General features: G+C 68.5%; 18 protein-coding genes. 12 read left to right on the top strand and 6 right to left on the bottom strand.

Features of this window, described 5'->3' with window-relative positions; translation table 11 throughout:
- Positions 1 to 7 precede the first annotated feature (7 nt).
- From ATO3_RS09995 to ATO3_RS09985, 3 genes are read left to right on the top strand one after another with little or no spacing between them, the layout of a single operon-like run.
- Positions 8 to 505 carry a (2Fe-2S)-binding protein gene (locus ATO3_RS09995; protein ID WP_088649698.1) on the top strand — a complete coding sequence of 166 codons (498 nt, stop codon included), beginning with the start codon at positions 8 to 10 and terminating at the stop codon, positions 503 to 505.
- Positions 502 to 1,521, top strand: a complete 1,020-nt coding sequence (locus ATO3_RS09990) for an FAD binding domain-containing protein (RefSeq protein WP_088649697.1) — start codon at positions 502 to 504, stop codon at positions 1,519 to 1,521. The genes ATO3_RS09995 and ATO3_RS09990 overlap by 4 nt, the downstream gene beginning before the upstream one ends.
- Positions 1,514 to 3,754 (top strand): xanthine dehydrogenase family protein molybdopterin-binding subunit, encoded by a 2,241-nt coding sequence (locus ATO3_RS09985; RefSeq protein WP_088649696.1) that lies wholly within the window; start codon positions 1,514 to 1,516, stop codon positions 3,752 to 3,754. Before ATO3_RS09990 ends, ATO3_RS09985 begins: the two co-directional genes overlap by 8 nt.
- A gap of 221 nt (positions 3,755 to 3,975) precedes the next feature.
- On the opposite strand, the gene ATO3_RS09980 is transcribed toward ATO3_RS09985, so the two are convergent.
- Positions 3,976 to 4,722, bottom strand: a complete 747-nt coding sequence (locus ATO3_RS09980; protein WP_088649695.1) for a DsbA family protein — start codon at positions 4,720 to 4,722, stop codon at positions 3,976 to 3,978.
- Positions 4,719 to 6,074, bottom strand: coding sequence for a M48 family metalloprotease (locus ATO3_RS09975; RefSeq protein WP_198963241.1), 1,356 nt, complete (start codon positions 6,072 to 6,074; stop codon positions 4,719 to 4,721). The genes ATO3_RS09980 and ATO3_RS09975 overlap by 4 nt, the downstream gene beginning before the upstream one ends.
- A 22-nt stretch (positions 6,075 to 6,096) precedes the next feature.
- Here ATO3_RS09975 and ATO3_RS09970 point away from each other — a divergent pair, with 22 nt between their 5' ends.
- The 3 genes from ATO3_RS09970 to ATO3_RS09960 all read left to right on the top strand — a co-directional run bounded on the left by ATO3_RS09970 (position 6,097) and on the right by ATO3_RS09960 (position 11,547).
- The gene (locus tag ATO3_RS09970; protein ID WP_088649694.1) at positions 6,097 to 7,266 is read left to right on the top strand and encodes a pyridoxal phosphate-dependent aminotransferase; all 1,170 of its coding nucleotides are present in this window, start codon (positions 6,097 to 6,099) and stop codon (positions 7,264 to 7,266) included.
- A gap of 98 nt (positions 7,267 to 7,364) precedes the next feature.
- Positions 7,365 to 8,600: an N-acetylmuramoyl-L-alanine amidase gene (locus ATO3_RS09965; protein ID WP_088649693.1), complete on the top strand. Its 1,236-nt coding sequence runs from the start codon at positions 7,365 to 7,367 to the stop codon at positions 8,598 to 8,600.
- A gap of 373 nt (positions 8,601 to 8,973) precedes the next feature.
- Positions 8,974 to 11,547: a penicillin-binding protein 1A gene (locus ATO3_RS09960; protein WP_088649692.1), complete on the top strand. Its 2,574-nt coding sequence runs from the start codon at positions 8,974 to 8,976 to the stop codon at positions 11,545 to 11,547.
- Between the two features lie 229 nt (positions 11,548 to 11,776).
- Here ATO3_RS09960 and ATO3_RS28460 read toward each other — a convergent pair whose 3' ends face one another.
- Entirely contained in the window at positions 11,777 to 12,013 is a 237-nt protein-coding gene (locus tag ATO3_RS28460) for a hypothetical protein (protein ID WP_158217935.1), read from the bottom strand.
- A gap of 33 nt (positions 12,014 to 12,046) precedes the next feature.
- Here ATO3_RS28460 and ATO3_RS09955 point away from each other — a divergent pair, with 33 nt between their 5' ends.
- The 5 genes from ATO3_RS09955 to ATO3_RS09935 all read left to right on the top strand — a co-directional run bounded on the left by ATO3_RS09955 (position 12,047) and on the right by ATO3_RS09935 (position 17,827).
- Positions 12,047 to 12,637: a sigma-70 family RNA polymerase sigma factor gene (locus ATO3_RS09955; protein ID WP_158217934.1), complete on the top strand. Its 591-nt coding sequence runs from the start codon at positions 12,047 to 12,049 to the stop codon at positions 12,635 to 12,637.
- Positions 12,634 to 13,236, top strand: coding sequence for a hypothetical protein (locus tag ATO3_RS09950; RefSeq protein ID WP_088649690.1), 603 nt, complete (start codon positions 12,634 to 12,636; stop codon positions 13,234 to 13,236). The genes ATO3_RS09955 and ATO3_RS09950 overlap by 4 nt, the downstream gene beginning before the upstream one ends.
- An 814-nt stretch (positions 13,237 to 14,050) precedes the next feature.
- Positions 14,051 to 15,172, top strand: coding sequence for a peptide chain release factor 2 (gene prfB / locus ATO3_RS09945; protein ID WP_088649689.1), 1,122 nt, complete (start codon positions 14,051 to 14,053; stop codon positions 15,170 to 15,172).
- Positions 15,173 to 15,612: 440 nt separating this feature from the next.
- Complete coding sequence (locus tag ATO3_RS09940; protein ID WP_088649688.1) at positions 15,613 to 17,013, top strand: amidase; 1,401 nt, start codon at positions 15,613 to 15,615, stop codon at positions 17,011 to 17,013.
- A 10-nt stretch (positions 17,014 to 17,023) separates the two neighbouring features.
- Positions 17,024 to 17,827, top strand: a complete 804-nt coding sequence (locus ATO3_RS09935) for a DUF2189 domain-containing protein (protein ID WP_088649687.1) — start codon at positions 17,024 to 17,026, stop codon at positions 17,825 to 17,827.
- Here ATO3_RS09935 and ATO3_RS09930 read toward each other — a convergent pair.
- The 3 genes from ATO3_RS09930 to ATO3_RS09920 all read right to left on the bottom strand — a co-directional run bounded on the left by ATO3_RS09930 (position 17,824) and on the right by ATO3_RS09920 (position 20,149).
- Positions 17,824 to 18,054: a hypothetical protein gene (locus ATO3_RS09930; protein ID WP_088649686.1), complete on the bottom strand. Its 231-nt coding sequence runs from the start codon at positions 18,052 to 18,054 to the stop codon at positions 17,824 to 17,826. The two genes, ATO3_RS09935 and ATO3_RS09930, sit on opposite strands and share 4 nt — an antisense overlap.
- A 7-nt stretch (positions 18,055 to 18,061) precedes the next feature.
- The gene (locus ATO3_RS09925) at positions 18,062 to 19,243 is read right to left on the bottom strand and encodes an aromatic ring-hydroxylating oxygenase subunit alpha (RefSeq protein ID WP_088649685.1); all 1,182 of its coding nucleotides are present in this window, start codon (positions 19,241 to 19,243) and stop codon (positions 18,062 to 18,064) included.
- A 108-nt stretch (positions 19,244 to 19,351) separates the two neighbouring features.
- On the bottom strand, positions 19,352 to 20,149 hold the full coding sequence (locus ATO3_RS09920) for a helix-turn-helix domain-containing protein (RefSeq protein ID WP_198963240.1): 798 nt from the start codon (positions 20,147 to 20,149) through the stop codon (positions 19,352 to 19,354).
- Positions 20,150 to 20,318: 169 nt separating this feature from the next.
- Here ATO3_RS09920 and ATO3_RS09915 point away from each other — a divergent pair, with 169 nt between their 5' ends.
- The gene (locus ATO3_RS09915; protein ID WP_143747253.1) at positions 20,319 to 20,804 is read left to right on the top strand and encodes a hypothetical protein; all 486 of its coding nucleotides are present in this window, start codon (positions 20,319 to 20,321) and stop codon (positions 20,802 to 20,804) included.
- Positions 20,805 to 21,075: the final 271 nt, after the last annotated feature.

The following is a 21,075-nucleotide window of genomic DNA, read 5'->3' as shown; positions in this document are numbered from 1 at the left end:
GGACATCATGTCACTCTCCATCACCCTGACCCTCAACGGGGCAACCCGGGCCGTCGCGCTCGACGACATGCGCGTGACGCTGCTTGACCTGCTGCGCGAGCGGCTTGCCATGCCCGGCACCAAGAAGGGCTGCGACCGCGGCCAATGCGGGGCCTGCACGGTGCTCGTCAACGGAAAGCGCGTGAATTCCTGCCTCACCCTGGCGGCGACGCTGGACGGGGCAGAGATCACCACAATCGAAGGCCTGGCCAAGGGCGAGGCGCTGCACCCGGTGCAGGAGGCCTTCATCAAGGCCGACGGCTTCCAGTGCGGCTATTGCACGCCGGGGCAGATCATGTCCGCCGTCGGCCTGATCGCCGAGGGCCGGGCAGGCGACGACCCCGAACGCATCCGCGAGGGCATGAGCGGCAACATCTGCCGCTGCGCCGCCTATCACGGGATCACCCGCGCCGTGCAGGAGGCCACGCGCCGCATGGCCGAAGAGCAAAAGGGAGACGCCGCATGAAGCCGTTCGACTTCCTGCAACCCGCCACCATCGACGAGGCCCTGTCCGCCTGGACCGATGGCGCGGCCTGGCTGGGCGGGGGCACCAACCTGGTCGACCTGATGAAGACCGGTGCCGTGCAGCCCGACCTGGTGATAGACATCACCCGCCTGCCCGGACTGAACGCGGTAGAGGTGCTGCCCGACGGGACCACGCGCATCGGCGCCCTGGTCACAAACGCCGATCTGGCCGATCACCCCGAGATCACCGCCCGCGCCCCCATGGTGGCCGAGGCGCTGCTCTCCGGCGCCTCCGGCCAGCTGCGCAATGCCGCGACCGTGGCGGGCAACATCCTGCAATCCCCGCGCGACGCCTTCTTCGCCCATCAGGAGCCCGCATCGGACCCTCTGGCCAGCGCCGGCAGCCTCTCGGTGCTTGGCGCCGAAGGCACCGCCACGGCGGTGAACCCGTCGGATTTCTGCGTGCCCCTCGTGGCGCTCGATGCCGTGGTCGAGCTGCAGGGCCCCGACGGCCCGCGCGAGATCCCTCTGGCCGGGCTGCACCAGCTGCCGGGGCAGGGCGCGCGCACCGCGCTGAGGCCCGGAGAGCTGATCCTTGCCCTGCGTCTCCCGCCCGAGGCCGCCGGTTTCGCCGCCAATGCGCGCTACCTCAAGGTCCGCGACCGCACGTCCTTCGCCTTCGCCATGGCCTCGGCCGCGGCGGCGCTGAAGATCGACGGTGGCCGCATCACCGCCGCGCGGCTGGCGCTTGGCGCGGTCGCGCCCAAACCCTGGCGCGTGGCCGAAGCCGAGGAGATCCTCACCGGCCAGGCCCCGGACCCGGAGCTCTTCGCCCGCGCGGCCGGGGCGGCCCTGGCCGGCGCCGTCGAGATCGGCGGCAACGGCTGGAAGATCGACCTTGCCCGCCGCACCGCCGCCCGCGCGCTTGCCATGGCTGCGGCCGGAACCCCCGCGCGGATCCCCGCGCTGCCCGCTTCTCCCTTCGGGACCACGGCAGGAGATCATGCCCATGCCTGACACCACCCAACCCATCCGCTTCGGATCCAACGCCGGTCAGCCTGTCTCGCGCCGCGACGGCATCGCCAAGGTGACGGGCGCGGCGCCCTTCGCCGCCGACAACCAGCCCGATAACCTGCTGCACGCGGTATATGCCCCGGCGGCCATCGCGCGTGGCCGGGTCACCCACCTGGACGTGGCGGCGGCGCGGGCCCATCCCGGCGTCACCCATGTCTTCACGCCCGCCAACCGGCCCGCGCTCGAAGGCGACCCGGACGACAAGCCCACCATGTTCTCCTTCCGCGTCGAGGTGCTGCAGGACGACACCGTGCGCTACGCGGGCCAGCCCATTGCGCTGGTTCTGGCCGAAACGCTGGAGGCCGCCCATGAAGGTGTCCGCCTGCTTGCCCCGCGCTACGACATGGAACCGTCCCGCGTCACGCTCGACGATGCCACGCCCTTCGATGTCGAGCCGGGGGGCTTCGGCCGCCCCGCTGCGACCGTCCATGGCGACGTGGAGGCCGGCCATGCCGCCGCCGCCCGCGCCATCGACGTCACCTACGAGACCGCGGCGCAATATCACAACGCGATGGAAACTCATGCCATCGTCGCGCAATGGGACGGCGACCGGCTGCATCTCGACGTGCCGACGCAGGCGCTCAACATCTCCTGCGCGGCCTACGCAGCCTTCTTCGGCATCCCGGCCGAGAACGTGACCATCAGCAGCCCCTACCTGGGCGGCGGCTTCGGCTCAAAGGCGATCCCGATCGGGCCGAACGTTCTGGCGATCCTCGCCGCGCGGGCCATGGGGCGGCCGGTGAAGCTGATGCTGACCCGCCAGCAGATGTTCGGCCCCGTCGGTCATCGCGGCGCCACGCGCCAGCGGCTGCGGCTGGGCACCGACGCGGCTGGCGCCCTCACGGTCATCGACCACGACGGGCTCTCGGCCACCTCGACCTTCGACGATTTCATGGAACCCGCGGCCAACGCCTCGCAGGGGCTCTATGCCGCCGGCGCCCTGCGCTCGACCCACCGCGGCGTGCGGCTGGACATCGGCACGCCGGGGCCGATGCGCGCCCCGGGCGAGGCCTCGGGCTCGGCCGCGCTGGAATGCGCGCTGGACGAGATGGCCGAGGCGGCGGGGCTGGACCCGCTCGACTTCCGCCTGATCAACTATGCCGAAACGGAGCCCGGCACCGGCAAGCCCTATACCTCCAAGGCGCTGCGCGAATGTTATGCCCAGGGGGCGGAGCGGTTCGGCTGGGCCGGCAGGCCGCTGGCGCCGGGGCAGATGCGCGATGAACAGGGCATGCTCACCGGCTGGGGCATGGGCACCGCGCTCTTCCCCTGTCCGATGTTCTTCGCCGAGGCCCGCGCCACCCTGCGTCCCGACGGCACGGCCCTGTTCGAAACCTCGGCCGCCGACATGGGGCAGGGCGCCTGGACCTCGCTGGCGCAGATCGCCGCCGACAGCCTGGGCCTGCCGCTGGAGAAGGTGGAGTTCCACGCCGGTCATTCCTCGCTCCCCGATGGCGGGGTCGCGGGCGGGTCGGGTCACACGGCTACGGCCGGCACGGCCCTTCACACCGCCGGGATCGACGTGGTCCGCCAACTGGGCGAAATCGCCTCGGCCGATCCGGACTCACCGCTCCATGGCGCCGGCAATGCCCGCTTCGTCGCCCATGACGGCCGGCTCTGGATCGAGGGCGACGACCAGCGCAGCGATGCGATCGAAGAGATCGTGATGCGCGCCGGCGGGGTCGAGATCACCGGACAGGGCCAGGGCGGCCGCCCGCAGGAGGTCGGCGAAACCTACGCGATGAACGCCCATGGCGCGGTCTTTGCCGAGGTGAAGGTTGATCCCGATCTGGGCCAGGTCCGGGTCAGCCGGCTGGTCGGCGCCTTCGCGGCGGGGCGGATCATCAACCCCAAGCTCGTCGAGAGCCAGCTGATGGGCGGCATGATCTGGGGCCTGGGCTTTGCCCTGCATGAAAAGGCCAGCCACGACCCGGCGACGGGGCGGATCCTGAACGCGGACCTGGCCGGCTACCACGTGCCGGTCAATGCCGACGTGCAGGGGCTTGAGGTCATCACCGTCCACGAGGACGACCCCCACGTGAACCCGCTGGGCATCAAGGGCGTGGGCGAGATCGGCATCGTCGGCACCGTGGGCGCCATCGGCAACGCGATCTGGCACGCCACCGGCAAGCGGATCCGGCATTTCCCGATCGGCATCCCCGACCTGCTGGGCTAAGCCCGAAAGATACCCCCTGTCCCACGCGTGGGACAGGGGGCCACATCAACGATATCAATGGCTTGCAGAGGCGAATTAACCTTCTGTCAAGAAACGCCACGCCGCCATTTCCGGCGCCACGCCCATGTCTTCACCTTGGGAAAAATACCTCCGGGGGAGTCCGCCATCGGCGGACGGGGGCAGCGCCCCCCAAAACAAGGACTCCGACGCGCCGCCCGGGATCAGCCCCGCTTGTCGGCCACCATCACCGCCATCTGGTCCGCCGGCACGAAGCCGCGCAGGAGCTCGTCTTCCAGCACGAAGGTCGGCGTCCCGCTGATCTGCAGCGCCTGCGCCAGCGCGCGCGTCTCGGCAATCTCTGCGGTCACCGCCTCGCTGTCCATCGCCTCGAGGATCGGGTCGGCCTCCAGCCCCAGCCCCTCGGCGATGCGGCGCAGGGCCACGTCGGTGGGCTCGCCCGAGAATTCCATCAGGATGTCGTGCACCTGGGCATAGGCGTCGTCGCCGGCCACGTGCTTGGTGGCGATGGCGAAGCGCGAGGAGATCATCGAGGCCTCGCCCAGGATCGGGAATTCCTTGATGATCACCCGGATGTTGCCATCCTCGGCCAGCAGCTCGGCGACCTCGGGATGGGCACGGCGGCAATACCCGCAGCGGTAATCGAGGAACTCGACCAGCGTGATATCCCCGTCCGGGTTGCCGCCCTCCCACGAGAAACCGTCGTCGAAGATCGCGTCGGCATGTTGCGCGACAAGGTCGAAATCGGCCTGGGCCTGGGCTTCGGCCTGCCGCGTTTCCAGCACGTTGATCGCCTCGACGATCACCTCGGGATTCTCGACCAGGTAGTCGCGGACGGCGTCACCGAAGGCGGCTTTCTCGCCTTCGGTCATGGACGTGATGTCGAAGGCCAGGGCTGGCGTGGCGGCCAGCGCCGCGGCAAGGCCCAGGGGCGCAAGGTGGCGGATCATCGGTTACTCCGTTTCTCGTATTGTTCGGCGGCGACGGCGACATCCTGCGCCCGTTGCCATGGGGGGGAGCCGCGGGGCAGCAGCCCCGAGGCGCGTTCGGCATGGTAACCGGCATCCTTCATCCGGCCCTGCAGCGCGTAGCGTTCGGCCACGGCCAGCGAGGCCATGCCGTTCTGGCCGGTTTCGGCATAGGCCTGGCCCAGGTCGCGCAACACGCGCGCGTCGCGGAAATCGCGGGTGCGGGCGGCTTCTAGCTGGGTCAGCGCGGCGCGCGGCTGGCCATCGGCCAGCAGGGCCCTGCCATAGGCGCCCAGGATCAGCGGCTCTGACGGTGCGCCCTTCGCGGCCTGGGCATAGGCGGCCACGGCGGCCGAGGTCTGCCGGCTTTCCAGCAGGATCTGGCCCTTGAGATCCAGGTAATAGGGATCGCCCGGCCGGATCGCGAGCGCGCCGTCGATCGCCTTCAGCGCGGCCCGGAGGTTGGAGTTGCGGTGATGGGCCACCGCCTCGCGCATCAGCCTCACGTCCGGGTAGGGTTCGGACCCCGCGCGCCGCAGCGTCCAGGAGGGCGAGCGGGTGAAGGCGGTGAGTTTGCCGCGCATGCGCGCGTAGAAATAGGCATCCTCGGCCGAGGTCTGCGCGTTGTTGCCATTGGCTGCGACATAGGCCTTGGCGGCGCGGATCCGGTCCGTGGTCAGCGGGTGCGAGCGCATGTAGGGATCCTGCCGGCCCTGGCTCAGCACCTCCTGGCCGCGAAAGATCTCGTGCAGGTCGACGAGGCCCTGCGGGTTCACGCCGGCCGAACGCAGGTAGCGCGCGGCGGACTGGTCGGCCGAGGCTTCCTCGGCCCGTGTATGGGCGAGAAACGAACGCAGCGCCGAGGAGGATGTGCCGAAGGCCAGACCCGCCGCGGCATCCCCGCCGGCGCCGGCGGCCGCGGCGGCCACGGCCAGCGCCAGGCCCAGGCCCGACACGGTGCGCGCGCTTTTGAGGTTCGACATGCGCCGCGCGATATGCCCGTTGGAGATATGCGCGGCCTCGTGGGCGATCACCGCCTGCAGCTGTTCGGGGGTGTCGGCGCGGTTGATCAGCCCGTAGTGGACAAAGATCGTCTGGTTGTCGATCACGAAGGCGTTGAGCGAGCCGTCATCCACGATCAGAACCCGCACGCGCTTCGGATTCAGCCCGGCGGCCTGGAGAATCGGGGCCGACAACCTCGTTAGCGACATTTCGATGTCGGGATCGCGCAATAAGCCTATTGCTGCAGCAGGCGTGGCCAGGCAGGCGGTCATTACCCAAAGAAGGCAGGCGGCCGGGATTGACGCGGCCCGAACAACGCGGTGAAAACCCATGGCCGCACCATGGGAGAGCCTTATGCGAAACTCAAGCCGGTCCAATGTCGATCCCTTCATCGTGATGGATGTGATGGAAGCCGCCCGCCAGATGGAAGAGGAGGGGCGCCACATCGTCCACATGGAGGTCGGTCAGCCCTCGAGCGGGGCCCCGGTCGGCGCGGTCAGGGCGGTGCGCGAGGCGTTGGGGTCGGATGACCCGATGGGCTATACCGTGGCGCTGGGGATCCCGGAGCTGCGCGAGCGGATCGCGGATCTGTACAGGCGCTGGTACGGCATCGACCTGGACCCGGGGCGCGTGGTGGTCACCAACGGGTCCACCGGGGGCTTCATCCTGGCCTTCAACGCGCTCTTCGACAGCGGCAGCCGGGTGGGCATCGGCGCGCCGGGCTACCCGTCGTACCGGCAGATCCTGACCGCGCTGGGGATGGAGCCGGTGAACCTGGTGACCCGGGCCGAGAACCGGTTCCAGCCGGTGGTAGAAGATTTTTCGGGGAAAAATCTCGACGGGCTGATGGTGGCGTCGCCCGGGAACCCGACGGGCACGATGCTGGACAGGCCCGCCCTGTCGAAGCTGATCCACGCCGCCCACGACGAGGGGATCTCGTTTCTCAGCGACGAGATCTACCACGGGCTGGAATACGAGCAGAAGGCGGTCTCGGCGCTGGAGATCTCGGACGAGGTCTATGTGATCAACTCGTTTTCCAAGTATTTCTCGATGACCGGCTGGCGCGTCGGCTGGATGGTGGTGCCCGAGGACCAGGTGCGCGTGGTCGAGCGGCTGGCGCAGAACCTGTTCATCTGCTCGCCGCATGTCTCGCAGCTGGCGGCGCTGGCCTCGATGGGCTGCGATGACGAGCTGCGGCGCAATGTCGAGATCTACACCGCCAACCGCAAGCTGCTGATGGACGGTCTGCCGAAGGTGGGCTTCCCCAAGATCGCGCCGCCCGACGGGGCCTTCTATATCTACGCCGATGTCTCGGATGACACCCATGACAGCCGGGTCTTCGCCCGCGAGATCCTGGAAGAGGCCGGGGTGGCGGTGACGCCGGGGCTGGATTTCGATCCGATCCGCGGCAAGACCACGCTGCGGTTCTCCTATGCGGGGGCGACCGAGGAGATGGAAGAGGGTCTGCGGCGACTGGGGGACTTCATGGAGCGGCGATCCTGCGCTAAGAGACGCCTGGCATAACAACCGGAGGCGCCGCGAGGCCGTCTCCGAACGCCCCGCCCGCCCACCCGCGTCCGGAGACGGCCTCGCGGCGGCGGAGAGGGCAGGAGCAGGCAGGCATGAGCAGGATACTGGCCGCGCTGGCGGCCCTTTGGATCTTTGGCGGTGTGTGGTCCGGCGCCGGCGCGATGGCGCAGGATTTCTCGGCGCTGGCGCGGGTCGATGCCGGGGCAAGCCGGATCGCGGATCTGCCCAAGGGACGGATGGAGATCGCGCTGTCGCTGAGCCAGGGGGTGCCCTGGAGGATCTTCACGCTGACCGAACCGGATCGCGTGGTGCTGGATTTCAGGGAAATCGACTGGGACGGGCTGGACCTGGACGCGCTTGTGCGGTCCGAGCGGGTGCTGGCGGCGCGCGCCGGGACCTATCGGCCGGGGCTGACGCGGCTGGTGCTGGCGCTGGACGGCCCGATGGAGGTGCGCACGGCGGGGCTGAGCGTGGACGAGGGCTCGGGCCGGGCGATGCTGGACGTGCGGCTGCTGCCGACGACGCCCGAGCTTTTCGCCGCCACGGCCGGGGCGCCGCATGATCCGCTGTGGGACCTGCCGGCGCCCGCGCCCGTCGCGCCGCCGCGCGAGCGGGGGCCCGATGCGCCGATGCTGGTGGTGCTGGACCCGGGCCATGGCGGCATCGACCCGGGCGCCGAGCAGGACGGCATGGTCGAGAAGGACCTGATGCTGACCTTCGCCCGCGAGATCCGCGAGACCCTTCTGCGCGCCGGCGGATTCGAGGTGATCCTGACGCGGGAGGACGATGTCTTTGTCTCGCTTGAACGGCGGGTGGCGATCGCGCATGCGGCGCAGGCCGATGTCTTCATCTCTCTGCATGCCGACAGCCTGGCCGAGGGGCATGCCCATGGCGCCACGGTCTACGTGCTGAGCGACGAAAGCTCGGACAAGGCGTCGGAGCTGCTGGCGCAGCGCCACGAGCGGGACGAGATCCTGTCGGGCGTCGACCTGAGCCAGGCCGATGACGAGGTGACGGACATCCTGCTCGACCTCGCCCGCCAGGAGACCCGGCCGCGCACCCGCGCGCTGGCCCGGCAGCTGGTCACCGAGATGACCCAGAAGGGCGGGCCGATGAACCGCAGGCCCCTGCGGCTGGCCGGGTTTTCGGTTCTGAAGGCGGCGGACATCCCCTCGGTCCTGGTCGAGATCGGCTTCCTGTCGAGCCCGCGCGACCTGGACAACCTGCGCAACCCCCGCTGGCGCGCCAGCATGGCCGAGGCGATCCGCGCCGGGTTGCAGGCCTGGGCGGTGGCAGATGCCGCGCAGAAGAACCTGGTGCGGCAGTAGCGCGGCCAGGACCGGAAGGTCGAACCGGGTGCGGGCGGTCCGAGACGGTGCGGGGCACATAAGCCCCGTCGCCCGGCGCCATGCCCGGGACGCCAATGCCCAATCTGGAATTTAAGGAAATTTTTATTTTGCCAGAGCAGTATGAAATCAACTTTATCCGGTGCGGGAGGAGGGCCATGTCACGCGGATCCGGGCAGGCCACGCGCAAGGATATATGCCGTCTGGACACGGGTGCGCCGGTGCGGCCTGCGCGTCGCGGCGCAGGCCCGAGGACCGGCAAGCAGGAAGGCGCGCGTCTCGCAGCGTCGTGCTTTGACCGGCCCCGGGCGACACCCTATACTGCGACACTTCAAATACCCTTCGAGGCAGGCTTGTGATCCGGTTCATCTTTTCGTTTTTCGGTGCGATCTTCAGTTTCGTCACCCTCGGCATCGTCATGGCCGCGCTGACCGTGGGCGGCGTTCTCTACATGTATGGCCGCGACCTGCCGAGCTATGAATCGCTGGCGCAGTACCAGCCGCCGACGATCAGCCGGATCTATTCCGGCGAGGGGCAGCTGATCGACGAATTCGCCCGCGAACGGCGGCTGTTCACCCCGGCCGAAGAGATCCCGGACCTGATCAAGCAGGCCTTCATCTCGGCCGAGGACAAGAATTTCTACATCCACCAGGGCTACGACATGCGCGGCATCGCCGTGGCCGTCTACGAGGCCATCCAGACCCGCGGCGAAAGCGTGCGCGGCGCCTCGACGATCACGCAGCAGGTGATGAAGAACTTCCTGCTGTCCGGCGACCGCCAGGCCGAGCGCAAGATCAAGGAGATCATCCTTGCCGCACGCGTCGAACACGCGCTGAGCAAGGAAGAGATCCTGGAGCTCTACCTGAACGAGATCTACCTCGGTCAGAACTCCTATGGGGTGACCGCCGCGGCGCAGACCTTCTTCAACAAGACGCTGAGCGAACTGGCCCCGCACGAGGCGGCCTTCCTCGCCTCGCTGCCGCAGGCGCCGTCGGAATATCACCCGGTGCGCCGCAAGGAGCGCCTGACACAGCGCCGCAACTACGTGCTGCGCGAGATGCACGACAACGGATACATCACGCAGGAGGTGCTGATCGCCGAGCTGAACCAGCCGCTGCGCTCGGTCCAGAACGGCGATTTCGAAAGCTTCCGCACCGCGCTGCCGCCGCGTGACTATTTCACCGACGAGATCCGGCGCCAGCTGAGCCAGTCCGATGAATACATCGGATCGCGGGACGAGGAGGAGTTCTTTTCGGGCGGCTACACCGTGCGCGCCACGATCGACGAGGAAATGCAGGTCGAGGCGGCCGAATCCCTGCGGATCTCGCTGGAGGAATACGACCGTTCTCTGGGGATCTGGAACGGCACCGGAGAGACCATCCCGGCCGAGCAGCTGGGCTCTGAAGAGGACTGGCGCGCGGCGCTGTCGGACGTGCGGATCGCGCGCGATATCGTGCTTGAGAACCCGTGGTACCCGGCCGTCGTGCTCGAGATCCGGGGCGGCGACGCGCGGATCGGGATCGAGGGCGTCGATGAGGTCGAGGGCGGGCACTGGGTGCCGGCGAAGGATGCGCAATGGGCGCGCAAGCGGCGCGGCGATGGCTCTCTGGCCCCCCGGGCACAGGGCGCCGGCGACCTGGTCGAGGTCGGCGACGTGGTGCATGTGCGCCGCATGACCAGCGATTCCGACGGATCCTTCATCCGCTGGACGCTGCGGCAGGTGCCGCGCGTGCAGGGCGGGTTTGTCGCGATGGACGTCAACACCGGCCGCGTGATCGCGATGCAGGGCGGGTTCTCGTACCAGAGTTCGGTCTTCAACCGGGCGACGCAGGCGATGCGCCAGCCGGGGTCGAGCTTCAAGCCCTTCGTCTACGCCGCGGCGCTGGACAGCGGCTATTCCCCGGCGACCATCGTCGTGGACGCCCCGATCGAGATCAACACGCCGCAGGGCCTGTGGCGGCCCAAGAACTCGTCGAACCAGTTCTACGGGCCGACGCCTCTGCGCACGGGGATCGAACGGTCGCGGAACCTGATGACGATCCGCCTCGCGCAGGAGGTCGGCATGTCGGTCGTGGCCGATTACGCCGAACGCTTCGGGGTCTATGACGACATGGGCCGGTACCTGGCCAATGCGCTGGGGTCGGAGGAGACGACGCTTTACAAGATGGTCACCGCCTATTCGATGTTCGCCAATGGCGGCGAGCGGGTGGAACCGACGCTGGTCGACCGGATCCAGGACCGGTATGGCCGCACGATCTACCGCCATGACCAGCGCGATTGCGTGGATTGCACGGCGCCCTACCTGCAGCCGGGCACCGGGCCGCGGATCGTGTCGAACCGCTCGCGCGTGATGAACGCGATCACCGCCTACCAGCTGACCTCGATGATGAAGGGCGTGGTGGACCGTGGCACGGCCTCGGGCGTGATCAACCTGCCGGTGCCGACCGCCGGCAAGACCGGCACGACCAACGACGCGCGCGACGTGTGGTTCGTGGGCTTCACCTCGAACATCGCGGCGGGCTGCTACATCGGCTACGACCAGCCGCGCCCGCTGGGGCGGGGGGCCTATGGGTCCTCGATGTGCGGGCCGGTGTTCCAGCGCTTCATGGAGAAGGCCGTGGCCAAGTACGGCGGCGGCCCGTTCGAGGTGCCCCCGGGCGGGCATTTCATCAAGATCAACCGCCTGACCGGCGCGCGCCTGCCGGATGACGCGACGGGCGACAACGTGGTGGCCGAGTATTTCCGCGACGGCGAGATGCCGATCTTCGGCGTGGCCTACGACGGCGGCTTTGCCATGGGCTCGAACCTGCCCCTGGTCGAGGAGGTCAGCCGCGAGACCGGGCGGACCGTCACCACCTCGTCGGGCGGCACGGCCTACGTGGGGCCGAAGGCGAACTTCGGCACGGTGAGCTCGGGCGGTCTTTACTGACGCAAGGCCCGGGACCGGGCACGGACCATCGGGCACCGTCCATCGCGGGCGCCGGCATCAGGCCGGCGCCCTCATCATTCGGGCCGGATCATTCTGGCCCGGCCCCTGGACGGGCAGGGTGCGGGCGCAAGGGGCGGGATCTGCGCCTCTCGTGCAGGACGAAGGCCGCGACCGGGGCGGCGGCCCGTGCTATGATGCGGTTCGTGAACCGGGGATGCCCGGCGCGGGATCAGGCCGGCAGCCCGTTGTCCTCCCTGGGCCAAAGCCGGGCGCGCATGTAAAGGAGCGTGCCGGCGCTTGCCACCAGCGTCGCGCCCAGGGTCAGCCACAGCACCGGGCCCAGGCCGGACAGGCCGGTGAGAAGCCCGTATAGAAACAGACAGGACAGCGGCACATGCAGTCCGACGAATGTTGCGATCATGACGCGTTTCACGACCCGCTTGCGATCGTCGAAGCTATCGGACATTGCAACCGCATCCATTATTCAGACCTTTGGCTCATGTATGACAGCAAGCCGTCAGACGAACAAGTTACCGAGCTGATCGTTGCCATGGGCCGCGGCGAGCGCGCAGCGCTGGACGAGCTTTACAAGAGCACGTCCTCTCCGGTGTTCAGCGCGCTGATGCGCATCCTGCGCGACCGCAGCGACGCCGAGGACGCCTTGCAGAACGTGTATGTGAAGGCCTGGCGCGGGGCGACCCGGTTCCGCGAGGACCGCAGCGCCATGGCCTGGCTGCTGACCATCGCACGGAACGAGGCCGTCGACATGCTGCGCGCCCGCCGCCGCAGGGGCGAGGCGCACCCGGTGCCCGACGACCTGGTCGACGGGCTGTCGGGCACCGAACACCGCTTCATGCTGCGGCAGAGGATCGTGGCCTGCCTCAGGAAATTGTCGCGGAACCAGGCCGATGCGATCCTGTGCGTCTACCAGCTGGGCTATTCCTACCGCGAGATGGCCGAGCGCGCCGGTGTGCCGGAAAACACCGTGCGCACGCGGCTGCATCGGGGCCTGCGACTGCTGCGCGCCTGTCTCGGCGGCGAGGACGATGCCGAGCCGCGCGGCCCGGATGACGGGGAGCCGCGGCCATGAGTGCTGCAGACGACATCCTGTCGGCCGAGCTGGCCCTGGGCCTGCTGGACGGACCCGAGGCCGCACGGGCCGAGGCGAGGGTGAAGGAGGACCCCGATTTCGCCCGCCGCGTGGCGCAATGGGGGGACGACCTGGCCGCCACCATCGGCGGGCCCGCGGACCTGCGCGCGCCGGCCCATGTGCTGGACCGGGTGCGCGACCGGCTCTTCGGCAAACTCGCACCTGTCCGCGATCCGGTGACGGCATGGGGCCTGCCCTGGGGCCGGATCATCGGCGCGATCGTCGCGGCGAAGGTCATCTTGGCCGCGGCGATCCTGGCCTGGAACCAATACTGGATCAGCCGGGCCGAGATCCCGACCGCCTGGGGCCCGGCCAAGGTCGCCTGGCACCAGCGCCAGGGCCGCATCCGGCTGGAGCATCCCGGCCCGCCCGACCTGCTGGTCTGGGTCGAGGAGGCCGGCGCGCTGCGCTATCTGGGCACCGAGGGCGACTGGATCGCGGCCGGACTGCAGCGCGGCGCCGTGCTCCTGCTGGGCCCGGGACGCCCCGCCCGGCCCGAGGGCGAGCCTGTGCGGCTGATCCTGTACCCCGACATGTAGGCGCGCCGGCCCTGCGCGGGCTCAAACGGCCAACGCAGAGATCTGGCGCAACGCACCCTGCGGCCGGATGCGATGCCTTTGCCCCCCCATTCAAAAGGCAACAAAAAACCCCCACACGCCGGTGCAGGGATGCAGGCAGAGGCGCGTGGGGGTCAGGCGGGCCACCGAGGGGCAGCCCTTGGTTGTCCCGGCAAAGAGCCAACCGGAACATCGGGATGAGAATGGCGTCACCGGGTCGGTCTGGGGTTTCCCGGTGCGCTGCGGGCGGCCCTGCCCGCGTCACATGTGCAATTCGGTTTCAGGGTGCCCGCACCGGAAGAACCGGCGACCGGCGCGGGCGAGATCAGGCCGCGGGCACGCCGGTCCGGCGCGTCGCATCGCGGCCCTGGTCGGGGCCGGCCCGCGCGTATCATCCGGGCGCGCGTCCGTCCCGTCAGGCTGAGCAGGCGCGTGCCGACTGGACTGCCGCAGGGCAGGGCGGGCCCGCATCCGCGGCGCACCGCCTCCGGCCGGAGCGGCCCGGCAGGTGCCTGGTCCGCGGGCATGACGCGGACGACGCACCGGCGTGGCCGGTCCGACTGACCCCTGAGCGGGAGGTCTTGGCAAGAGGCGGTTTCGGTCGCATCCATACCGGTCTTCAGCCTTTCTGTTCCCTCTTCTGCCCGGGATGACGATGGCGATCCCCGGATAGTTCCCCGCGGCTGAAAAAACTTTTGCCCGTGCCGCCGGGGGGGCCGAGGACGCCCTGCGGCACCGGCTTGTCCGGGTGCGGGCGATGGTCTATCACGCGGGTCTGAGCATGAGGACCTAGTTGATGCGCGCCGAAATCCAGAATGTCGTTGCCGAGATCGAAAAGTCGCTGGAGCTTCTGGCCCAGCGGATGGATTACGAGACCGCGCCGCACCGGCTCGAGGAATTCAACGCCATGGTCGAGGATCCGGACCTGTGGAACGATCCCGAGAAGGCGCAGAAGCTGATGCGCGACCGCCAGTCGCTGGTCGACAGCATCGGCGTGCATGACGGCATCCGCCAGGAACTGTCGGACAATGTCGAACTGATCGAACTGGGCGAGATGGAAGAGGACGACGAGGTCGTCTCGGAGGCCGAGGACGCGCTGAAAGCGCTGGCCGAGAAGGCGGCCCAGAAGGAGCTGGAGGCGCTGCTGGACGGCGAGGCCGATGCCAACGACACCTTCCTCGAGATCAACGCCGGCGCCGGTGGCACCGAGGCCTGCGACTGGGCGCAGATGCTGCAGCGGATGTATGTCCGCTGGGCCGAAAAGCGCGGCTTCAAGGTGGAACTGCAATCCGAGGAAGCCGGGTCCGAGGCCGGGATCAAGTCCTGCGCCTACAAGATTTCGGGCCACAACGCCTATGGCTGGCTGAAATCCGAAAGCGGCGTGCACCGGCTGGTGCGGATCTCGCCCTTCGGCAAGGGCACGCGCGAGACCTCCTTTGCCTCGGTCTGGGTCTACCCGGTGGTCGACGACAACATCGAGATCGACGTGAACCCGTCGGACATCCGGATCGACACGTTCCGGTCCTCGGGCGCGGGCGGCCAGCATGTGAACACCACGGATTCGGCCGTGCGGATCACCCACCATCCCACCGGTATCGTGGTGACAAGCTCCGAGAAATCCCAGCACCAGAACCGCGACATCGCCATGAAGGCACTGAAATCGCGGCTGTATCAGCTGGAGCTCGACCGGCGCAACGCGGCGATCAACGAGGCGCACGAGAACAAGGGCTCGGCCGGCTGGGGCAACCAGATCCGGTCCTACGTGCTGCAGCCCTACCAGATGGTGAAGGACCTGCGGACCGAGCACGAAACCTCGGACACCAAGGGCGTGCTGGACGGCGACCTCGACGGCTTCATGGCCGCGACCCTGGCGATGGACGTCGCCGGCAAAAGCCGCGCCGACGCCCGCGCCGACTGACGGACAGCCTCTCGACAGGGTCCCCCGCGCGCGGCCCCCGGTCCCGACCCGCGCTCCCACCCGCCCGCCCACCGCGCGGCCCGAACCCGGGCGCCGCGCGCTCCGTCGGGCTGTCCCGACGGACCGGCATCTCGCGCCACGCCCCTGCTTCTTCTTGGGTGAAATACTCCAATACGCCGCCTGCTGTCCCGCGGACCGTCCGCAACCGCGCGCCCGCTCCCTTCGGACCTGGAAGACCGGTCGCAACGGCGCACCACGCCCCTGTCTTCACCTTTGTAAAAATACTCCATCCCGTCCCCTCCATCCCGCGCCACCACCGGCAGCACTGCGCGCCCCTCTGCGCAGAAATCCTTCCCGCGCCCGGGATGCGCCGCGCTTGACCATTGCCAGGCCGACCCGATCGGCTAGACCTGAAGGGCAATGATCGAAAGGTGCCAGACATGACCCCTATATTCCGTTCCGCGACCGCCCTGGCTGGTGACCTGAAGGCGGGCCGGCTGACTGCCCAGGCGCTGATGGAGGCGACGCTGGCGCGGGTCTCCGAGGTCAATCCGAAGGTCAATGCCATCGTCTCGATGGCCGCGCCCGAGGCCCTTATGGAAACGGCGCGGGCGGCCGACACGGCTGGGCTGGAGGGCCCCCTGGCGGGGCTGCCGATCGCGATCAAGGACCTGGCCAATGCCGAAGGGTTCGAGACGTCACAGGGCTCGCCGATCTTCAAGGGGCAGGTGGCGCCGAAGGACGACATCATGGTCGCGCGGCTGCGGGCCGCCGGGGCGATTGTCATCGGCAAGACCAATACGCCGGAGTTCGGGCTGGGCTCGCATACGTTCAACCCGGTGCACGGGGCCACGAAGAACCCCTATGATATCACCCGCAGCTGCGGCGGGTCGTCGGGCGGGGCGGCGGTGGCGCTGGCCACGGGGATGCTGTCCATCGCAGACGGCTCGGACATGATGGGCAGCCTGCGCAACCCGGCCGCCTGGAACAATGTCTACGGCTTCCGGCCCAGCTGGGGCCGGGTGCCCTCCGAGGCGATCGGGGACAATTTCCTGCACCAGCTGTCGACGCTGGGGCCGATGGCACGCAATCCGCAGGATGTGGCACTGCTGCTGGATGTGATGTCGGGGCCCGATCCGCGTCAGCCGCATGGGTACGACAGCGCACCGGTGGGCGCGCTGGACGGGGCCAGCCTTAGGGCCAAACGGATCGGCTGGCTGGGCGACTGGGGCGGCGCGCTGCCGTTCGAGGACGGGATCCTGGAGCTGTCGCGCCAGGCACTGGAACAGATGCAGGCGGCCGGCGCGGTGGTCGAGGACGTGGCGCCGCCGTTTCCGTTGGAGAAGATCTGGGAGAGCTGGACGACGCTGCGCTCGTGGTCGGTGGCGACGGGGATCGCCCCGCTGGCCGAGCGGAAGGCCGAGCTGAAGGACAGCGCGGTCTGGGAACTGGAGCGCGGGCTGGCGATGTCGGCGATGGAGGTGCACCGCGCCTCGGTCATCCGCTCGGACTGGTTCCTGCGGGCTGCCGCGCTTTTCGAGAAATACGACGCGCTGGTGTTGCCGGCGGCCCAGGTCTGGCCCTTCCCGGTGGAGGCGCCGTTCAAGACCGAGATCAACGGGCAGAGCATGGACACCTATCACCGCTGGATGGAGGTCGTGGTGCCGGCGAGCCTGCTGGGCCTGCCGGTTCTGGCGCTGCCGGCCGGGTTCGGGGCCGAGGGGCTGCCGGCGGGGCTTCAGATCATTGGACGGCGCGGCGCGGATGCGGATATCCTGTCGCTGGGCGCGGCCTGGCACGAGCTGACGGACTGGCCGGGGAAAAGACCCGCTCTGACGTGAGGAGGACACGATGGGGGAGGAAAAGAGAGCAGGTGTGCCGCCGCTGAGGGAGGTGACGCCGGAGATCCTGCGCGAGGCGATGCGGCGCGGATGGGCCGATTTCCGGGCGGCACCCGCCTTCGGGCTGGTTTTCGCGGTGCTCTACATCCTGATCGGATGGGCCATGGCCTGGGTCACCTCGGCCACGGGAACGAGCTACTGGCTGATCCTGGCGGCCATCGGCTTTCCGCTGATCGGGCCCTTCGCCGCCGTCGGACTGTATGAGGTGTCGCGGCGGATCGAGGCGGAAGAACGCCTGTCCTGGCCCCCGGTGCTGGGCGTGATCTGGGGCGAGGCGGGGCGGCAGCTGCCCTGGCTTTGTGCGCTGATCGTGGTGGTGTTCCTGTTCTGGTTCTTCCTGGGCCACATGATCTTTGCCCTGTTCCTTGGGCTGTCGCCGATGACCAACGTCTCGTCCAGCTTCGAGATCTTCCTGACGCCGGCCGGGCTCAAGATGCTGGGTTTCGGCACGCTGGTGGGGGCGGGATTTGCCGTGCTGCTGTTCACCATGGCGGTGCTGTCGCTGCCGATGATGCTGGACCGCGAGGTCGATTTCATCACGGCCATGCTGTCGAGCATCGGCTATGTCGCGGCGCATCCGCTGCCGATGCTGAGCTGGGGGATCCTGCTGGCGGGGCTGACCTTCGTGGCGATGCTGCCCTGGTTCCTGGGCCTTCTGGTGGTGCTGCCCTTGCTGGGACATGCGTCCTGGCACCTCTATGACCAGCTGGCCGATCGCCAGGCCGAGGCGGCCCCGGGCGGGGTCACCGCCTAGAGCGGGGTTTCGCGGCCCAGGGCGACCAGCGCGTCGCGGAGTTCGGGCGCGGTGGGGGCGCCGCTGTCGAGCGCGAAGACATAGGCCTGGGTCAGGAAGAAGGCCCGGGCATGCTCGTCCGACTCTTGCGAGGCGGCCTCGCGGTAGAGGCCGACAAGCGCGGCCCCGTTGCCTGCCGCATGGGCGGCGAGCAGGGCGTCGTTCAGCCTCTCGCCCCGGGTCGTCATCGCGCGGTCATTCCGCGGCGCGGGCCGGCGCGCGGCGGGCGTCGATCTGCGCGGCCACCCAGGCGTGGAACATATGCGTGGGCCCGTCCATCGCCGGCGAGAAGCGCCCGCCGTCGAAGCCCGGCGCGCGCCGGCCGCGCTGCATCCCCTCGACGACAAAGATGTCTTCCTCGAAGACCTCTTTCCACTGCGCCGCGTTCTTCTTGCGCAGGGCATCGTCGGTCTCCGGTGCCGCATAGTAGAGATGAACCTCCTCGCGCGTCCGGTCCTGCGCCTCGGGCACCAGCACGATGGCGAAAGCATGGTCGCGATGCACGCCAAGCAGCACGTTGGGGTAGGCGGCAATGTATTCCGCCGCCTGGTCCCATTCGGGGCCGAGCCCGGGGAAATCGGGGAAAGTGGCACCGTCGTCGCCCCGGATCTGGCGGTAGACCCGCGTGCCCTGGCCCGAGAACCGATCGGGCGCTTCGATATTGTAGTGATCTTCCAGCCGCGAATAGCTGTTCAGCCCGGGGTGGACCCAGGGCAGGTGGTAGCTTTCGCAGTAATTCTCGACCGCGAGCTTCCAGTTCGCCTGCACCGTCAGGGTGAAGCGGCTGTCGGCGCCGCCGTGGTAAAGCGGCTGGTCGAAATCGGCCCAGCGGGCGATGGCATCGGCCATGGCGTCCTCGAACGGGGCCGCGGTGCCCGAGATGTTGATCCACACGACGTCGCGCCAGACATGGCTGCGGACCTCGTTCAGCCCCAGCGTCGTGCGGTCGATCCCGTCGTGGGTGTTGCGGCCCGGCCCGCCCACATGCGGGGTGGAGACCAGGCGGCCGTCGGTGCCGTAGCACCAGGAATGGTAGGGGCAGCGGATCGCGCCCTCGATCCGGCGGGGCGCCGAGACCAGGATCATGCCGCGGTGGCGGCAGATGTTCTCGAACACGCGGACCTGGCCCTCGCGGTCGCGCAGCAGCAGGAGGGGGATGTCGAGATAGGTGATCGGGATCGCATCGCCCGGCTCGGGCACGTCGGCGGCGACGGCGAGCCCGGCCCACTGGTCCGTCAGCAGGGCGCGGCGTTCCTCGTCATGCACGGCGGGGTCGGTGTAATGCGCGTTGGGCAGCCCGTTGGCCTGCGCGATCGGGGCGCGCACGGCCGAGAGATCGGGGAAGCGGTCGGTGACAGGGGGGCGGGCGTGCGTCATGATCCGGACTCCTGAGGCTGCTGCTTCAGGGTGACCGGACGGTCCCGTCCCGGCGCGCTGGTTCGCGACAGGCAATGTCGCTGGCGGACATCGCGGCCCGCCCGTGGCTCAGCGGAATTCGGCGTCGGGTTGCAGCAGGCGCAGGTGGAAGGGCAGCACGTCTTCCTTTTCTACGTAGCCCGTGCTGCGCGCTGCCGACATGATTGCCGTCCGGTTGCTTTGAAGATGCTCGTAGACCATGCGCACCGCGCGCCGTCCGGTGACGCTTTCCCGGACCGTGCGCGTCACGTATCCGACCCAGAAGTTGTTCTCGAACGAGGCGATGCGCGACAGGTAGTTGAAGGAACAGGTCATCGCATTGCGCCGCGACATCACAGCGGCGATGCCGTCTTCCTGCCGGGTGACAAAGCCGCGGAATTCGCGCGATGGCTGGTCGATCGGAATGCCCTGCTGGCGCAGCGCGTCCTTGGCCTCGTAGCCGCGGACATAGGTCGCGCCGTCGAGGCGGTAGACATAGACGAGCCCGATCACGAATTGCGCCTCATTGACGAAGGAGCGGCGGGTAAAGCGATAGAAGCCCGAGGGAAACTCGTCCTCGGGGACATCCAGCGCGCCGGCGCCCACGAATTCGCACAGCTCTTCGCCCGTGAGGATATCGCCGGACGGGCGCAGGGCCGAAACCGGCTCGAGCAGGATACGCGCGTCCAGATCGAAGAATGTGCAGATCCTTGCCAGTATGTCGGGGCGTGGGAAACTTTCCCCGGACAAGTAACGGTTGAATTGTGTACGATTGATTCCCAGTTGGCGGGAAAGTTCCGCGATCGACGGATAGGTTTCGGAGAGCAGGCGCAGGTTGGCGCCAAACATGTTCCTGAGTTCCGAGGGCGTCCGATTTTCGGTGGTCATCTTGGTTTTTCTCGGTGGCGACTGAGGGCGGACGTCCCGTACGGGACCAGAATTGTGCCAGCGGGCGCCATGGACGACGCGCTTTGGCGTCATCACTGGCGCCATAGCGCATCATCAAGCTACCAAAAGCGACACAAATTGCAAATATGTTAGACAGAGTTGATGGTTCATGGAATCCGGAAACCTGCGCAGACTGATCGTAGGTTTAGATGGGGCCGTCGGAATGCTTGGTGTAGTACTTTGGAGCGACCAGAAAGACAGGAAGGCGGTGATCTGGTGCGAGGATCACGGGGATCTCGCCTTCTGCCATGAAACGATCGACGATCAGGGCGGGATCCTCGATACCGGTGACCTGATACAGTTCGATGTGACGCTGGATCGCGATATGCGGCTTGCGCAGAATCCCAGGAAAGTCTCGGAAGGCGCCTATCAGGGCCTCGCCGACACGCTGCGCACCATGCCCGAAGACGGCCCCGTCGCGGTTGCGGGTGAGCGCGGCGATGTCGACGGCGCCCCATCGACGGCGGGGGCCCACTTGCGGTGCCACCAATGGGATGACGACGCAGCCGTCAGCGCCGAGGTGATTCCGATCGCCGCGATCCGCGCCCGGCGTCAGTCGATCCGGGGCTACATGCCCGGACGTGCGGCCAGGTAGGGGCCGGCCTGCATGGGTGGCTGGCGGCCGCTTGACCGGCGCCGACGCGGGGTCGCGTGATGCCCGTGCGGGCAGCGCGGCAGGACAGGGGCCACACGCTGTCGTGACCCGGGACGCCCGAACGGGCCATAAATCACGCAAAACGCCGCATTTGGCCCCGATATCGTGGTCACGACGGGGGAAACCATCCATATATGGACTGCTTGCGCTTCGGTCGATGCAGGGGCAAAATTGCTGGAAACAGCCTTTTGCAGTTGAAAGCCGGCCGGCA

Source organism: Marinibacterium profundimaris, assembly GCF_002210095.1.
GTDB lineage: Bacteria > Pseudomonadota > Alphaproteobacteria > Rhodobacterales > Rhodobacteraceae > Marinibacterium > Marinibacterium profundimaris.
The sequence above is the reverse complement of the archived record's forward strand: the minus strand, read 5'-3'. Positions and strand labels throughout refer to the sequence as shown.

Excerpts from the sequence above, each read along its gene's own strand:
- ATO3_RS09995 (WP_088649698.1), top strand. The coding sequence starts at position 8 with ATGTCACTCTCCATCACCCTGACCCTCAACGGGGCAACCCGGGCCGTC.
- ATO3_RS09990 (WP_088649697.1), top strand. The coding sequence starts at position 502 with ATGAAGCCGTTCGACTTCCTGCAACCCGCCACCATCGACGAGGCCCTG.
- ATO3_RS09985 (WP_088649696.1), top strand. The coding sequence starts at position 1,514 with ATGCCTGACACCACCCAACCCATCCGCTTCGGATCCAACGCCGGTCAG.
- ATO3_RS09980 (WP_088649695.1), bottom strand. The coding sequence starts at position 4,722 with ATGATCCGCCACCTTGCGCCCCTGGGCCTTGCCGCGGCGCTGGCCGCC.
- ATO3_RS09975 (WP_198963241.1), bottom strand. The coding sequence starts at position 6,074 with ATGGGTTTTCACCGCGTTGTTCGGGCCGCGTCAATCCCGGCCGCCTGC.
- ATO3_RS09970 (WP_088649694.1), top strand. The coding sequence starts at position 6,097 with ATGCGAAACTCAAGCCGGTCCAATGTCGATCCCTTCATCGTGATGGAT.
- ATO3_RS09965 (WP_088649693.1), top strand. The coding sequence starts at position 7,365 with ATGAGCAGGATACTGGCCGCGCTGGCGGCCCTTTGGATCTTTGGCGGT.
- ATO3_RS28460 (WP_158217935.1), bottom strand. The coding sequence starts at position 12,013 with ATGTCCGATAGCTTCGACGATCGCAAGCGGGTCGTGAAACGCGTCATG.
- ATO3_RS09955 (WP_158217934.1), top strand. The coding sequence starts at position 12,047 with ATGTATGACAGCAAGCCGTCAGACGAACAAGTTACCGAGCTGATCGTT.
- ATO3_RS09950 (WP_088649690.1), top strand. The coding sequence starts at position 12,634 with ATGAGTGCTGCAGACGACATCCTGTCGGCCGAGCTGGCCCTGGGCCTG.
- prfB (WP_088649689.1), top strand. The coding sequence starts at position 14,051 with ATGCGCGCCGAAATCCAGAATGTCGTTGCCGAGATCGAAAAGTCGCTG.
- ATO3_RS09940 (WP_088649688.1), top strand. The coding sequence starts at position 15,613 with ATGACCCCTATATTCCGTTCCGCGACCGCCCTGGCTGGTGACCTGAAG.
- ATO3_RS09935 (WP_088649687.1), top strand. The coding sequence starts at position 17,024 with ATGGGGGAGGAAAAGAGAGCAGGTGTGCCGCCGCTGAGGGAGGTGACG.
- ATO3_RS09930 (WP_088649686.1), bottom strand. The coding sequence starts at position 18,054 with ATGACGACCCGGGGCGAGAGGCTGAACGACGCCCTGCTCGCCGCCCAT.
- ATO3_RS09925 (WP_088649685.1), bottom strand. The coding sequence starts at position 19,243 with ATGACGCACGCCCGCCCCCCTGTCACCGACCGCTTCCCCGATCTCTCG.
- ATO3_RS09920 (WP_198963240.1), bottom strand. The coding sequence starts at position 20,149 with ATGACCACCGAAAATCGGACGCCCTCGGAACTCAGGAACATGTTTGGC.
- ATO3_RS09915 (WP_143747253.1), top strand. The coding sequence starts at position 20,319 with ATGGAATCCGGAAACCTGCGCAGACTGATCGTAGGTTTAGATGGGGCC.